The 13,849-nt window shown below is 59.5% G+C and carries 13 protein-coding genes; 11 read left to right on the forward strand and 2 right to left on the reverse strand.

Annotated features, from left to right (window positions below):
* The first annotated feature begins 39 nt into the window (after positions 1 to 39).
* Positions 40 to 549, forward strand: a complete 510-nt coding sequence (locus LA521A_RS02885) for a GNAT family N-acetyltransferase (protein ID WP_281780884.1) — start codon at positions 40 to 42, stop codon at positions 547 to 549.
* Between the two features lie 178 nt (positions 550 to 727).
* The gene (locus LA521A_RS02890; protein ID WP_281780885.1) at positions 728 to 2,221 is read left to right on the forward strand and encodes a ParB N-terminal domain-containing protein; all 1,494 of its coding nucleotides are present in this window, start codon (positions 728 to 730) and stop codon (positions 2,219 to 2,221) included.
* Here the strand turns inward: LA521A_RS02890 and LA521A_RS02895 are convergent.
* Together LA521A_RS02895 and LA521A_RS02900 are read right to left on the reverse strand one after the other, a co-directional pair.
* A complete protein-coding gene (locus tag LA521A_RS02895) occupies positions 2,218 to 3,066 on the reverse strand; it encodes a DNA adenine methylase (protein WP_281780886.1) in 849 nt (282 codons plus the stop codon). The two genes, LA521A_RS02890 and LA521A_RS02895, sit on opposite strands and share 4 nt — an antisense overlap.
* Before the next feature lie 64 nt (positions 3,067 to 3,130).
* Positions 3,131 to 3,349: a hypothetical protein gene (locus LA521A_RS02900; protein ID WP_281780887.1), complete on the reverse strand. Its 219-nt coding sequence runs from the start codon at positions 3,347 to 3,349 to the stop codon at positions 3,131 to 3,133.
* 1,922 nt (positions 3,350 to 5,271) lie between these two features.
* On the opposite strand from LA521A_RS02900, the gene LA521A_RS02905 reads away from it, so the two are divergent.
* From LA521A_RS02905 to LA521A_RS02945, 9 genes are all read left to right on the forward strand, one after another.
* Complete coding sequence (locus tag LA521A_RS02905) at positions 5,272 to 5,997, forward strand: hypothetical protein (RefSeq protein WP_281780888.1); 726 nt, start codon at positions 5,272 to 5,274, stop codon at positions 5,995 to 5,997.
* Between the two features lie 603 nt (positions 5,998 to 6,600).
* Positions 6,601 to 6,996 carry a hypothetical protein gene (locus LA521A_RS02910; RefSeq protein WP_281780889.1) on the forward strand — a complete coding sequence of 132 codons (396 nt, stop codon included), beginning with the start codon at positions 6,601 to 6,603 and terminating at the stop codon, positions 6,994 to 6,996.
* A 312-nt stretch (positions 6,997 to 7,308) separates the two neighbouring features.
* Complete coding sequence (locus LA521A_RS02915; RefSeq protein WP_281780890.1) at positions 7,309 to 7,506, forward strand: hypothetical protein; 198 nt, start codon at positions 7,309 to 7,311, stop codon at positions 7,504 to 7,506.
* A 239-nt stretch (positions 7,507 to 7,745) separates the two neighbouring features.
* Positions 7,746 to 8,246, forward strand: a complete 501-nt coding sequence (locus LA521A_RS02920) for a hypothetical protein (RefSeq protein ID WP_281780891.1) — start codon at positions 7,746 to 7,748, stop codon at positions 8,244 to 8,246.
* Entirely contained in the window at positions 8,233 to 9,750 is a 1,518-nt protein-coding gene (trbL, locus tag LA521A_RS02925; RefSeq protein WP_281780892.1) for a P-type conjugative transfer protein TrbL, read from the forward strand. The genes LA521A_RS02920 and trbL overlap by 14 nt, the downstream gene beginning before the upstream one ends.
* Positions 9,751 to 9,765: 15 nt before the next feature.
* A complete protein-coding gene (trbJ, locus tag LA521A_RS02930; protein WP_281780893.1) occupies positions 9,766 to 10,506 on the forward strand; it encodes a P-type conjugative transfer protein TrbJ in 741 nt (246 codons plus the stop codon).
* Between the two features lie 91 nt (positions 10,507 to 10,597).
* Positions 10,598 to 10,792, forward strand: coding sequence for an antitoxin VbhA family protein (locus tag LA521A_RS02935; RefSeq protein ID WP_281780894.1), 195 nt, complete (start codon positions 10,598 to 10,600; stop codon positions 10,790 to 10,792).
* Between the two features lie 214 nt (positions 10,793 to 11,006).
* Positions 11,007 to 12,725 (forward strand): AAA family ATPase, encoded by a 1,719-nt coding sequence (locus tag LA521A_RS02940; protein WP_281780895.1) that lies wholly within the window; start codon positions 11,007 to 11,009, stop codon positions 12,723 to 12,725.
* Positions 12,709 to 13,518, forward strand: coding sequence for a hypothetical protein (locus LA521A_RS02945; protein ID WP_281780896.1), 810 nt, complete (start codon positions 12,709 to 12,711; stop codon positions 13,516 to 13,518). Before LA521A_RS02940 ends, LA521A_RS02945 begins: the two co-directional genes overlap by 17 nt.
* The last annotated feature ends 331 nt before the right edge of the window (positions 13,519 to 13,849 follow it).

The following is a 13,849-nucleotide window of genomic DNA, read 5'->3' on the forward strand; positions in this document are numbered from 1 at the left end:
CGCGCTTTTTTGCGCAACCGCGCGCCCTATCATGGCGCCATGAACGCCGACTTCCCCCGCATCGTCGACTACGCGCCGCGCTGGCGCGAGGACTTCGCCCGACTCAATGTCGAATGGCTCGAACGCTGGTTCACCGTCGAGCCCATCGACCGCGCCGTGCTGGGCGACCCGGAAACGCACATCCTCCAGCCCGGCGGGCGCGTGCTGTTCGCGATCGACGAACACGAACACGCAATCGGCACGGTGGCGCTCAAGCGCGAATCCGACGGCGTATACGAACTGACCAAGATGGCTGTCGCGCCCGAAGCGCGCGGAGCCGGCGTGGGCCGCGCGCTGATGCGTGGCGCGCTCGACGCGTTCCGCACGATGGGCGGCCGCGAGCTGTTCCTGGAATCGAGCAGCAAACTCGGCCCCGCGCTCGCGCTGTACGAAAGCGACGGCTTCCGCCACCACCCCGCGCCGCGCCCGGGATCGCACTACGCGCGCGCCGACGTGTACATGGTGTGGGAGCCGCCCGTGGCCGCGCCGCTGCGCGGCACGCAAGGCTGAAATAGGCGAAAATCGCCGCGATGAATCGCTCGACCGCTCCCACGCCTGCATCCTCGCCGATTTCGCCGGATGCGCTGCGCCTCTCCGTCGCTCCGATGATGGACTGGACGTTAACCTCGTAAAAACAATAAGCTACGGTGTCATGGTGCGCTATTGGTGCGCCAGCCCGTGCCGCAACTTGCGTCAGTTCAGCTTTGCGTTAGCGTGGCGTCAGGCCGAGGATGTGGCCGAAGGGGGAGTTGGTGTGACTCGGGAGTTCTTCGCGACGGCTCGTCAGGTGCCGGTTGAAAACTTGTTGCTCGATACTCACAACGCGCGGATCCGGTCAGGTGCCGATCAAGCCGACTGCATTGCGCGCATTCTCCGGAAGCCTGATCAACTTATCGCGCTTGCCGGTGACATCGCCGAGAACGGCCTTTCTACGACGCCCATCCTGGTTGAGCCCACCGATAAGCGCCGCTTCATCGTCTGGGACGGAAATCGTCGTGTCACTGCGCTGAAGCTGTTGAATGACCCAAGCCTTTGTCCTGCGGCTTCCTTGCGTCGGCGCTTTGAGGCTATCCATCAGAAGCACTCGCAGGCGATCCCAGCACGCGTCGATTGCTTGTCCTCCACCAGTCACGACGCATTGGTTGCCGAAGTCGTGAAGCGGCATAGTGGTGCGTTGGGAGGCGTTGGCCAACTCGATTGGTCTGCCTTTCTTCGCACCCTCTTCATGACGTCGCATGAGCAATCTGAGCCGAACCAGCGGGCAGCCCACCTGTTCCTTTGGGGTGAAGAGCACGGAGTCGAGGTAGACGATGACTTCCCAATCACTACGATCACCCGTTTCCTTAGCAAGGACAACCTGACAGCCATCGGCTTCGGCTACAAAGATGGTCATTTGGTGCCGCTGCATGGTGTCGAAACCGGCATTGCCGTCGTTTCCAAGATCAACACCGACTTCAGTAAGAAGACCGGCACCTATAGTGTCGACAGGGTCTTCAACGAGAAGTTGCAGGCTGACTACATTTCAGAGGTGCGGGCTGTGGTCGGCATGCCCCCGCCGCCGCGAGCGGGGGCCCCGTATTCGTCGTCTAGCGGCAGTGCTATGCCGTCACCCAGTCGTGGGAACCGGACTGCCTCTGGCAGTGCGCCAAAAGCTGGCGGAACGGGCGACACGCCATCGACGTCGCCCGGTGGCCCACCGGGAGATCCGAAGCCAAGTCCAAGGCCGGGGACGCCGCGCAAACCGACATGGGATCGGAGCAAATTGTTCCGTGGTCGCTCACTGGGCTTCTCAATCCCAAGTTCGAACGTCAAGGCGTACAACATCGTTGTCGAGCTCGGGAAGCTGAGCCCGAAAGATACGCCGCTGGCCGTTGCTGCACTTTTCCGAATGCTGGTGGAGTTGAGTACAGCGGAGTACTACCGGCGTCATCCCGACGTGCCCGCTCGCGACGGCACCCATAAGAAGATTGCGGCCGTTGCTCGCCACCTTCACAGCGCCGGGAAGATCTCTGAGGGCTTGCGAGACCAAGTGCTGCAGCGAACGACAGAGGCTCAGGGGATGCTGCAGTACAACACGCTCAACAACTACATGCATGACGTGAACGCTCACCCTGAGTTCCGCTCACTCAACACACTTTGGGATGAAATCGAGCCCTATCTGGCGGCGTGTTGGAGCGCTTAACGTCGCAGGTACGGGGCAATCTTCATGTCGAGATTGTCGTAGAACATCACCTCAGTCGCAGTGTCTCGAGAAAGGTGAGTGCTGTAGTACAGCGAAAACGTAAGTGTGGGGGTGCCTTGGTACAGGGTCCGAATTTCATCGCAGTTGTCATACGTCACCAACCATGGCGTGCGCAGTGAGGTGACGTTCTCTGCGATTTCCTTGTGATCGCCAGGCGTGTAGAAGTTCCGGTACAGCTGCGAGCCCTTGATGTAGTAGGGCGGATCGAAGTAGATCAAGCTCTTCTTCGGAAGTGTTTTCTGAATCTTCGACAGAAGCTTCATCGCATCAAGCCCATGAAGTTCGATATGGTCTCGGAGCTTGCCGATCTTGCTGATGCGATCCGCCATGTCCTCGCGATTAAATCGCGCATCGATCTTATAGGTGCCAGCTTGTTCCTTGCCGCCAATGACGCCGCCCTGCAGGATCCCGGAGCGATTCGTGCGGTTCAGGAAGAACGCGGCAAAGCCAACGTCGAGCTTTTCATGTTGCTTCGGAGCAGCAATGATGCTCTTGTGGCGCTCACGTGCCGCCAACGTGACACTGCATCGATCGAGCTTCTTTAGGAAGCGATCAGTGTCATTGAGGACGGCCCACCAAAACGCATGAATCGCGGGGTCTGCATCATTTATGACGATGCGGTCCACGAATCCTTGCGTGAGAAGGTAGATTGCAGCACCGGCCCCGCCAGCGTATGGCTCGACGTAAGTGCCACCACTGATGCCATTGGCTCTCATCAATTCGGCAAGCCAGGGCCCGAGACGGCCCTTCCCCCCCGGATACCTCAATGGAGTCGCAAAAGCCATTGGTCGCGCGCGGTCCTCGTCGAATCTTGATCAGTGTACGGAATGGTCGACCGGGAGGCCATGGTCAGCCGACTCTCTTTCGCTGTCCATCCCACCAGTCGGCTACGTCCCGGGTGTCGAACACTTCGCCGGTGCGCGTCGGCAATTGGCGAGCAGCGAGTTTGTTACGCATGGTTTTGAGGGTCGTGCTTGGGAAGAACTCGGCCCGAAGCTGGTCGAGCGTCATAGTCGGCCCATGCTGCCCGAACAGAATCCAGAAGGTCGAAAAGTCTGCTGAGCCCATCACTGCCTAGCTCCGAGTAGTTGCCGCTAGGCTATGGCGATCCACATGACAGGTATGGCCCGCCGCGGGACAGTTCGGGCCCAAGCAGGCTCACTCGGGACAGCCATACTGGGGAAACGAAGCTGATCCGCAGCAAAGGATCTGACGGGTTTCTGGGCCCGGTGCCCGCTAGCGCAATGTCTCTGGCAGAGTGGCTCGTTCGAGTACGAACAATCGAAAGATCAGCAACTGGCAGCTCCCGAAACGGCGACTCGGGATCGGGATGTGGGTCGGGGGCCGTGAGCCAAGCCTCAGCGGACCGCGAATGAATGTACGACTTGAGTGTCGATAGGCATCGCTCAAACGCCATTCTCCAGCCTCGACGCTGCAGCTCATCAGGGGAAACTTCAAAGAACGCTCCGCCATCCACAGATGTGCGGGAGAAAAGGCCGTCAGGTGATGCCGAGATCTCGCATAGGTCCTCGCTAACAGCTAGCCAATCCTGAGGAAGGCCCAAGGGCGCGAACACATCATTGATCAGCCGTTGCGTAATAGGGGCTGTGTGTCGGTAGCCGGCTCGCAGCCTAGGGATCTCGATCTCAGTGAGCCTCCGTGACGCCAGCATTTCTGCGACGTAACGTTGAATTCGTTCAGAGTGGGGTCGGAACAACCCCTCGCGCTTCAAGGTGCTTCTGTACGACAAGAGTGCGCTTCTTGCGTCCACCCGATTGCGGGAGCACGCCTTCGACCAGCGATTCGTGCTACCACCCGCGTGGGCATCGCAGAATCTGCGACTGAGGTGTAAGGGTAGCTCCCGCACCTCACTGGCCGCGCTTGTGAAACATGGACCCGAGACGCAAGTTAAGCCGGCGTTGAGGACTTTCGTATGCACGTACGCATAAAGCTGAGACGGGCGATGGCAGTAATCGCAATACTCGCTGCCACATAGGAGCGTGCGGGTTCTCGCCACCTCGGCACCGCCCTGACGCTCGTTTACGAGTCCGCCGCCAGCTCGTCTGACTTGCACGACCTGCCCAAAGAAACGTGATAACGACACCAATGCGTCGCATATTCCGTCGAGGTGAGATGCCGCGAACGGCAGGTCGGGCAGGAACTGCCGCGCGTCGCTGATCTGCGCGCGCACATCAGCGATCGCCCTGGCGTTAAGAGTCGAAGCGCGCTCGACTAGGTCTCGGTCTGCATAACCAAGAAGCGCAGTAGATAGCGGCTCAGAAAGCAGGTCGCGCGACAACGCGGAGATAGATCTTCGTCGGATGCCATTGGGGTGGCCGGCTATCCAGTCGGTGAGGGTGAACGCCGCAGCCAGAATTTCTGTCGGTAGATTCCGAGCGGCAGAGAGCTCGGTGCGAAGCTCATCGAGTGCGTCCATTACCTTGATGGTTCGAGTCGAACTTGTCCCATCCTGAGCCATTAGCATCAAACATCACCGTTTACGGTTAGTGCTCCTTAGGAACACGACGGTAAACAGTGATGGAACGAATCGCAATAGAAATTACTGTCGACCCTCGGCTAGAGCGTGAGTGGGTTAAGCAACTCGAAGGGCTTCCGGTCCTACTAACTTACGATCACCTCAGTTCGATCTTCGGTCGATCGAGCGGAGCCATAAGGATCGCCGTATCTAAGCCAAAGACGCCTATGGACCTTCTGCTACGTGAGGCTCGCGTAACTGTCGGCCGTCGCGCGTACTTCAAGCGTGCCAGCCTCGCGAAGTTGCTCGCAATCGCTGAGGCAAGCTCGGTAGTGGGCATGGCGACCGATGGGGGCGGTCAGAGGTGAGCGACTCAGTCTTCACCGTCGAGCAATCTGGAGCTCCTCGAACGGCGACGGTCTGCCTGACGCTCTTGCGCCGCCCCGACATGTCTATGCGCGCGAAGTGCTTCGTTGCCATCCTCATGTCGCACCACAGTAGCTACAGATTGAACATGAAGGCACTGATCAATCAGTCGCTCGATGGGAAAGATGCGACGTATGCAGCTCTGCGCGAGGCAAAGCGCCTGGGCTATGTGGCAATCCGCAGACGAAGGGGTGGGGACGGTCGCTTCACTGAGGTTGTATGGACCATCAACTGGAATGTCCCGCCACCATCGGCGCAAGAGAGCCGCGCGAGCTACGTTCCACGTGTCCAGAATCCGTGTTTCCAGACTCTGGCGGGAACGACACAAGCCTCAATCCGGGAAACCCGGAGTGAGGAAGTCCCGGAGCGATTACAGCAAGTAGTTCAATCTAAAGAACAACAACGTTCGTCCTTGATTGAGTGGGAGCCTTGCGTGACAGAACTTCAGAAGCACGCCTTGGAGATCAACTTTCGCGACCTCTCCCTTGACCTTGCGCAACAGGTTGCTGACGAACTGGCCGGGTGCATTGAGCTTGGGCAGGTCAAGGAATGCCCCATCAAGTATGGGAAGGGCATTGCGAAGAACGCTAGGGGCGGCGGGTTCACGCCGAAGGCCGGTATTGCTGTGATGGAACGACGGAAGAAGAGGCTGACCGAAGAGCGCGTGCGAGAGCAGCGACGTGCTGAGGAGCTTGCGCTTCGCGCCAAAGTTGCAGCGCAGATGGCAGATCCCGCTACGCAGCAGCGAATTAGGGCCATGCAGAAAGCAGTCCGTGATGTTGTGAGGGAGCCGCATGTGCCGGTGTCACGTTAGCGGTCTGCTCAGAGGAGCGTCACCGCTCGAACGTACGACGGCCACAAGGGGCGGCCCAAGAGAGCTTGCGGCAGCCGCAAAGGCCGCGGCCTGGGAACGGATTTGCGGCAGTCGCAAAGATAGGTGGTCTCGAAAAGGACTTGCGGCAGCCGCAAAGGTCGCTGCTTCGGAACCAGCGCTTGCGGCAGCCGCAAAGGTCGCAGCGCCGAACCGGGATTTGCGGCAGCCGGGACTTGTGGCGGCCGCAGAGGCCTCAGAGTCGGGACGGGACTTGCGGCAGCCGCAAAGGTCTCAGAGTCGGGACGGGACTTGCGGCAGCCACAAAGGTCACAGAGTGGGGGCCGGACTTGCGGCAGCCACAAAGGTCTCAGAGTGGGGGCCGGACTTGCGGCAGCCGCAAAGGTCGCCGGGCCTGTTCCAGCTTAGTGGAACATAAAAGGTGCGATGCGTCGCGATCATTCATCGCTCGTCATCGCTTGCTATCAATGGCTTTTGCATGCATCGCGCAGCGCCACACAGCGCATCGCAAACGCATCGCGCACATCGGAGCGTTCCGTGCCGTCAATTCCGCCCGTCCGTGTCCCAGACCACCTCGTGGCCAGAATGACCGAGGCAGCCAAACGACGCGGCATCACCCTTGCTGCGTGGCAGCGTGATGCCTTCCGCGCCTACTTGGATGACGAAGCTCGAGGAGAGCAGATGGATCGCCTTGAAGCGCGCTTAGTGGCCACACTTAATCGCGTCGGACGCGACACGCGTTTGGCACGGAATGACACTCAGATGGTCATCGCCATGCTCGACACCTTTGTCCGGCTCTTCCTTCTGCATACGCCTCCCATACCGCGTGAAGCCGTCAGGGCGTCCGCCGCCGCGGCTGACGAGCGGCACGAGAAGTACGTGCGCAACTTCATCGCCACCTTGCAGGGTGACACTGGTCTCATCGAGCGGCTAGCTGCGGTCTTTGAAGGACATGACCAAGACGAGGCTACGGATGAATGAGTCGGACCTTTGCGGCTGCCGCAAGTCATCGGAGGCAGATCGAACCGAGGCACGCCAGCAGCCATTTGCGGCTGCCGCAAATGATTCAGCCAAGAATTGGGGACGTCGACCTTTGCGGCGGTGACGAAGCGGGCCGCCGACCTTTGCGGCAGCCGCAAATGGTGCGTGCCTTAGCCGTGCTCCTTGAGGAGCACTAAAGCCTGCGAACCACTCACGCCGACGTCGACCTTTGCGGCTGCCGCAAATGGAGGCGACAAGCGAGAGGGTCTTCGTGGAGAACCATCGGAGCTTTCAGATATGGCAAGGAGAAGCATGGCAGTCACCATTACCCTCACGAATGCATCCACGATCGCCCTGCTTGAGCTCTATAGGCAGTATGTCGGCGACGTTGACCTGGCATGTGGGTCAACCAGCGAACTAGCCGAAGGCTTGGTAATAGCCTCGCTCGATGAACATAACCGCTTCCGGCAATGGCGGCGGCAAAACCCCGCCGAGGTGCAAGCTGCCTGAGAGGCAAATTTCACGCTGCATGGTTGCAAGGAGTGCTCCTAGCGGCACCGCACTCAGATCCAAGCTGAAGATCGCAGGCAATGGTCAGCCGCGATGCTCCGCCGCCGGCCTAGAGGCCGAGCCTTCCATACGGCTACCCAAGGGATGGGCCGCCATATGAGGTTCCATCGAGACACCATCGCCGCCGTTCCGGCCTTCGATGGCTTTCCCAAGACCCTTCCTGTTCAGGAGCTATGGCTATGCGCCGTATTTCATCTCACCAGATCGACATTATCGACGCGGAGTTCCGCGTCATCGGCCGCTCGCGCTGGGCGGGCTGGATGGCCCAATTCCCCAGCAAGCGTGATCGCTTCGCTTTCGTCTGCAGCGTCATCGCGCCACTGGCGGTGCTGGGCGGCGTGCTGCTGGGCTTCTTCCACTTCGCGTTCCTCGCTGCTGTCCTGATTGTCACCGTTGGGTGCTTGGTCAGCACCGAATGGCAACGCTACGGAGTGCTGGGCCTTGTGGTGGCCTCGCTGCTGGCTACGAGCGGCTGCAGCCAGGAAGCGACGCCCGAACCACAGCGCGCCACGCTGGCCAGCGACCGGCAGGCCAAGTTGCCGGAGGAAGTGCGGGCAAGCATTCGCCGGGCGACGAAATACCGCGATCCGCGCAAAGGAGTGACGCCTATGGGAATCGACATTCTCAGCGGTGAAGTGAAGGCCAACGACGAGAAGGACACGACCCATGAAGCCCGTTAAGCACATGCCCCCGGTACGGGCGGCGCAAGGTCGTGCCCGCATGTCGATGCTTGCAGGCGGTTTGGCTGTAGTTGTCCTGTTCTTCTCGGCGGCGGCAGCTGCGCAACAGATCGCGCCGAGCATGGGCATGTTCGACGACATTGCCGCGTTCTATATGCAGCAGGCAAAGGCGACGCAGGCGGTACTAGAGCCGTTCGCGTACCGGCTCTTTGGCCTGTTGGCGTTCATCAGCATCGCCATGTTCTTCGTCAAGCAGTTGATGAACGGCGAGGGCAATCTCACCACGCTGGTAACGCGCTTTGCGATGGAGATCCTTAAGCTCGGATTCTTCATGATGGTAGTCACTCATGGCCCGCAGCTGCTTCTGCAGTTTATCGGCTACTTCATCCAGGGCGGCGCGGCTGTCACCGGGCTAGGTGAACTGTCGGCTTCCGGCATTGTCGTGCTCGGGTTCGATGCGTGCTTCCGAACCTTTGATGCGATAGGCGCAATGGGGTGGGGCGACACAGCCGCTTTCGGCTTACCGCTCGCTCTCGCCGGCATGGGCATCCTGGCGTGCTTCGCAGTCGTGGGAATTCTGTATCTGGTCCGAGTGATCGAGCTTTACATGGTGATGTACGGCGGAGTGCTGCTGCTGGGCTTTGGCGGCATCTCCTTTACTCGGGACATTCCCAAGAATTACCTCAGCTACATGATCGGTGCGGGCACGCAGTTGTTCATGCTCAACGTCGTAATCGGATTTGGCATGCAGCTCGTTACCAGCTGGCCAGCCTCGCTCACGCTGGGCACCACCCCGGATGCCGTACTGCGTCAGGTGTTGCAGCTGTTCGTCGGCTCTGCGGTTTTCGCCGCGCTGGCGTGGTCGATTCCGAAAGTGGCTGGCAGTCTGGTCAATGGTGCGGTATCGCTGGGGGCGAACGATGCGCTCGCGCCGGCGGTCACGGCAGGTGGCGCGGCGGCAATGGGCGCAGCTGTGGCAGCCGGCGGTGGATCGACTATTGCTGCGGCTACGCAGGGCGCGATGCAGGCGGCGACGAGCGGCGTTTCGCTTGCAAAGGAAAGCGGAGCGTCCGGCATTGGTGCTGCGGTCAAGGGATTGGGCCACGCCGTTGGCGCAACCGCATTGGAAGCCGGGCAGGCAGCGAAGGCACGGCTTGGCCTAGCGCCGCCATCGGTCAATGCGACTGACAGCCGGGGCCGTAATGTCGAGAACATAGGTACCCGTGCTGCGAACAACCTGCAAGGACAAGCTCAACAGGTACGCGAGACGAAGGCAGACACGTCGGTTTCCGCCAATGCGAGCGACCCCGGCAGCGGGCCCGATGACGGCGTGAGGCGGCTGAAGGGGCAGCGATCGGCCACACCGAACGACGACGGTGGCCCGGAATTCCGTCAGCCCGATACCAGCAACCCGAATTGGGGCAGCAGAATCGCGCCGCCTCAGCTTCCGCCCGACCCGCCGCCGGCTAGTGCCGTCTCCATCCGCCTCGACATCGACGACTAAAACAGGTCCATCACCATGAAGATTCATAAGAGCATTGCTTTAGCCCTCGCGGTTGCTACTACGGGCACCGGCATCACCTACACGCCGTCGGCAGCGGCGCAGTGGGCCGTGTTCGACCCGACCAACTACGTGCAGAACTATCTGACGCAGCTTCGGGCTGTGCAGAGCAACGTCAACGAGGTCCGTCAGATCCAAGCGCAGCTGCAGCAGTACGACAACATGCTGCGCAACACTAAAAGCCTCGACGTGCGCGACCTGGGCACGGCCATCGAAGCACTTAGCCGACTTGATCGCGTTATTGGCGAAGGCAAGTCGCTTGCAGTGACCGCGAGCAACTACGACGAGGCCTTCAAAGCACGGTTCCCTGGCTACCAGACGACGACGAACTACAGCGAGAACTATCGCGAGTGGAGCGATACGTCTCGCGATTCCGTGTTGGGAGCGCTGCGCGTGGCCAACCTGCAAGTGCGCGCGGCAATGAGCGAGGAAGAAGCCTTGGAGTCGCTGCGTGCCGCAGTTACATCGGCCGACGGTCAGAAAGCCGCTGTGGACGCCGGTAACCAGATCGCCTTGGCTCAGATCACCCAGCTTCAGCAGCTCCGCGAACTGATGGTGGCGCAGATGCAGGCCAGCGGCACCTACATGGCCGCCCAACAGCAGATGGAGGCGTCAAAGGCGGCATCCGTGCGCGAAGCGACCAAGTACCGCGACCCGCGGAAGGGGTGGGAAGCCAAGCCGATCCGAATAGGGCAATGACGAGGATCGCGCCGCGACTGCGTAGACGTGACATTATATGTAGACGTGACATTATATAATGTATCGACACAGCCTCCCCAGACGGTGCACGATGAGCCAGATATCCGCTGCCACTGCTATGGACATGGCAATCGCTTCGGTTGAGATGGAAGGCTTCAAGGTAACTTCGGCGGATAAGCAGTTGCTACGACGCGTTGTCGCGGGCGAACTCACAGCCGCCGAGGCGATGCAGGAAGTCCTCGATGAGGCTCGCTCCGCGCGTCATTTGAATCCGCACGCGGACTAGCGGGTGTCGACCGTCGCCTAGCAAGCACTGGCATGACCCGGCCACCGTAGGACCGATCAACGCTGCTGCATTGGGCTGTGCGCTATTCGCGAGAAGTATCCATAGTTTGGGAATCACCCCAGCTATCCTAGAATCCTTAGCGAGGCGGCAGCCTTTCGGCCCGCCGGCGCCCGCGCCGGTGTAAGGCGGAGAGCTGCCCTAGGGGAGGGATACCATGCCGAAGACGCAACTGAAGAAACTGGTGATCGAAAAATTCCGTGCGCTGAACGACGTTGAGGTCGAGTTCGGCGAGCACATCACGGTAGTTTGCGGGAAGAACGGAACCTCGAAGTCTTCGATCCTTGGCATCGCAGCACAGATCTTCAGCTTCGAGAAGGACTATGTTGACGGAAGTTCGCTTTCCTACCGTCAGGTAGCGGGCGGACTATTCAAGTCCAAGTACAGCGAGCATTTCAGAATTTCCGACAAGTTCGATGTTCCTGGGTCAATGCTGGTCAGCATTGACCTGGTTGATGGTTACACAGAAAAGCCTGCAACTGCCAAGCTTGAACTGATGCGTCGCGGCGGATCGCCCAGGCCGGTAGTTCGAAACAACAGCACCGCAGGCGGTAACAGCAATACAAGCAGGAATTTCACTCACCCGGTCATCCATCTCAGTTTGAGACGCCTTTTTCCGATCGCAGATCGCGACTACAAGGTCATCGATTTCGAGTATTTGGAGGCCCACAAGCAGGCATTCATTGGCCTCACGAACGAACTCCTCAACCGCAGCTCGTCGCTGGCGACAGGAACGGGGGGGACCATTAGCTCCGCTGTCGCGCACGGCGAAAACTACGATCAAGAGTCCGTCTCGGCCGGGGAGGATAACGCGGGCCAGATTATCCTTGCCCTGATGTCCTTCAGGAAGCTGAAGGCCGAGTATGAAAACTACAAGGGCGGTCTGCTGCTGATTGACGAAGCGGACGCTGGGCTTTTCCCAACCGCGCAAGTAAATCTTCTGAAAATTCTCGACAGAGAGTGTCGAAACCTCAATCTGCAAGTCGTAATGACTTCGCATTCTCCAGTGTTGATCGAACATGCGTTCGAGCAAAGCCAGAAGTTCAAGAAGAACTACAAGACAATTTATCTGAGCAACACTTTTGGCGATGTCCAGGTGATGCAGGACTGGTCGTGGGCGCGAATCAGCGCTGATATCAACACGAGGACAGTCACCGCCCCGTCGGGCGTAACGCTGCCAACACCCAACGTCTATTTCGAAGATCAAGAGGCTGCGGACTTCTTTGCTGCGCTACTCAGGAGGCAGCCTATAAAGAGGTTCATCAAGCCAATGGCTGAGGTGGCCCTCGGTAGCTCAAACTACATGCATCTGATTCAGAAGCGTGTCCCCGAGTTCGCCGAGAAAAGCGTTATTTGCTTGGACGCGGACCAAGTTGCGAAGGTTGCGGGGAAGGGATTGAAGACGGTGGTCATCTTGCCCGGGGCCCTGCCGCCCGACCAGTTGATCTTTCAGCATCTTTGGAATCTTCCTGCCGGCGATAAATTTTGGCAGAACGAACTCCATTTCACTCGCGATGTCTTCACTAATGCTGCTGCGGAAGTGATTCGGGAGTTTGCTATGGATGGGAGTCATGGCGATGTGCGAGTGCAGCTTGACGCCTACACCGGGGCTGAGAAGCCGCGCGAGGTCTTCAAGCGGTTCTACAAGAGCCCTGAGATCGCGAGACTCGTAGGGGCCGGCGCGAAGCCTTACAACCCGTGGGCTCATTGGATAGAAGGCAATCCTGAAGCTGTTAATGAGTTCCTTTCTAACTTCAGGGCGGCGGTTCACCACGTGATGAGGAGCGGTTTCGCCGTAGACGCTGCGAAACTTTCCCCGCTCGAGGTGAAGCTGAAGAAGGCGAAGGGGAGCCAGCGGGATGACGATGAATCTTGAGCGCGAGCCTAATCGGGTAGGCGACTGGGATCTTTTGGCGGAGAGGGGGCGCAAATGGCTGTGGCTCATGATCACGCAGGTGTTGCCTTTGACGGCAGCTCTCGTACCCGCGTTGTACTTTGTGGGGCGTGTGCATCAGGAAGCGTACTGGCATGCGATGCGTGTTCCTGCTGGTGTCATGGGGGCGTCATTTGAAGATTACGTTTACGCGGGGTTTGTGGCGCTCGCCCTCGGCTTGATTCGGCTAGTAGCTTGGTTGCCCTTCGGGCCGCTAGGAAGCTGGTTGATTGTCGTTGCCGGCCTGATTCTCGTTGCGGCTGCGCTGGCGTTGGCCCAGAAGGCGATTCGTGCATGGCTGTACTGGTTGGCTGAGAAGGTCGCGTCTCAAGTACGGAAGCTGCGATCGAGGCAGTTGGGCTGGAACGTCAAGCTTGCCCAATCCTTGATGTGGTTTATCCAGTGGCTCAACAGCGCCTTTCTTGGGTTCTTGCTCGTTGTGCTTCTGATCTCCGGCGCAATCGTCTTCGCAGCGAAATCTGGCGAGAGACAGGCGCAGATCGACCTGTCGGCCATTCTCGATGCGCGCACCTCCGGCGATGCGAGTCTCGTCGTCGCTCACCTGCGGGGAAGCACAACGGCGGTCGGCGGACTCGCGCTGGGGTGCTCAGGGGAGTGGTGCGCGTTGGTCGCGGGGCGTCACGTCACTGTAGTACACGCACAGGACATCGAGTTTTTCGGGTCTTGTGATGGAGGGTCGAAGCCCGATGTAATCGCCGCTTGTGGGCCGAAATAAGGCGAGCCTTGAGGTCGATTGACTGATCGTCAGTCGAGTTCTGAAAAATTCGCGAAGGTGGGTCTAGCCAAAGAGGCGGCGGGAAAAACGGGGGGGTTGACATTTTCCGCGGGATTGCGCGTATAAAGGCGCCCAAGGTCGCGGCGGATGCCGCAGGGTGTGGGAGTTCAGCCTGCAATGGGCTGAAAGGAAACCAGGCAGTAGGGTCCGCAGGGCGTTTGCACGTTGTTTGGACGGCTGTTCGGTAGTGATGCTTGACCAGATTGGCCAAGGCGCGCCTTTGCCGAGTTTTCGCCAGAAACCTGGTAGAGACTCGGATTCCGCATGACGA

Origin of the sequence: Lysobacter auxotrophicus (assembly GCF_027924565.1) — a bacterium.
Taxonomy (GTDB): Bacteria; Pseudomonadota; Gammaproteobacteria; order Xanthomonadales; family Xanthomonadaceae; genus Lysobacter_J; species Lysobacter_J auxotrophicus.

Excerpts from the sequence above, each read along its gene's own strand:
- LA521A_RS02910 (WP_281780889.1), top strand. The coding sequence starts at position 6,601 with ATGACCGAGGCAGCCAAACGACGCGGCATCACCCTTGCTGCGTGGCAG.
- LA521A_RS02915 (WP_281780890.1), top strand. The coding sequence starts at position 7,309 with ATGGCAGTCACCATTACCCTCACGAATGCATCCACGATCGCCCTGCTT.
- LA521A_RS02945 (WP_281780896.1), top strand. The coding sequence starts at position 12,709 with ATGACGATGAATCTTGAGCGCGAGCCTAATCGGGTAGGCGACTGGGAT.
- trbL (WP_281780892.1), top strand. The coding sequence starts at position 8,233 with ATGAAGCCCGTTAAGCACATGCCCCCGGTACGGGCGGCGCAAGGTCGT.
- LA521A_RS02900 (WP_281780887.1), bottom strand. The coding sequence starts at position 3,349 with ATGGGCTCAGCAGACTTTTCGACCTTCTGGATTCTGTTCGGGCAGCAT.
- LA521A_RS02940 (WP_281780895.1), top strand. The coding sequence starts at position 11,007 with ATGCCGAAGACGCAACTGAAGAAACTGGTGATCGAAAAATTCCGTGCG.
- LA521A_RS02895 (WP_281780886.1), bottom strand. The coding sequence starts at position 3,066 with ATGGCTTTTGCGACTCCATTGAGGTATCCGGGGGGGAAGGGCCGTCTC.
- trbJ (WP_281780893.1), top strand. The coding sequence starts at position 9,766 with ATGAAGATTCATAAGAGCATTGCTTTAGCCCTCGCGGTTGCTACTACG.
- LA521A_RS02885 (WP_281780884.1), top strand. The coding sequence starts at position 40 with ATGAACGCCGACTTCCCCCGCATCGTCGACTACGCGCCGCGCTGGCGC.
- LA521A_RS02920 (WP_281780891.1), top strand. The coding sequence starts at position 7,746 with ATGCGCCGTATTTCATCTCACCAGATCGACATTATCGACGCGGAGTTC.
- LA521A_RS02905 (WP_281780888.1), top strand. The coding sequence starts at position 5,272 with ATGAAGGCACTGATCAATCAGTCGCTCGATGGGAAAGATGCGACGTAT.
- LA521A_RS02935 (WP_281780894.1), top strand. The coding sequence starts at position 10,598 with ATGAGCCAGATATCCGCTGCCACTGCTATGGACATGGCAATCGCTTCG.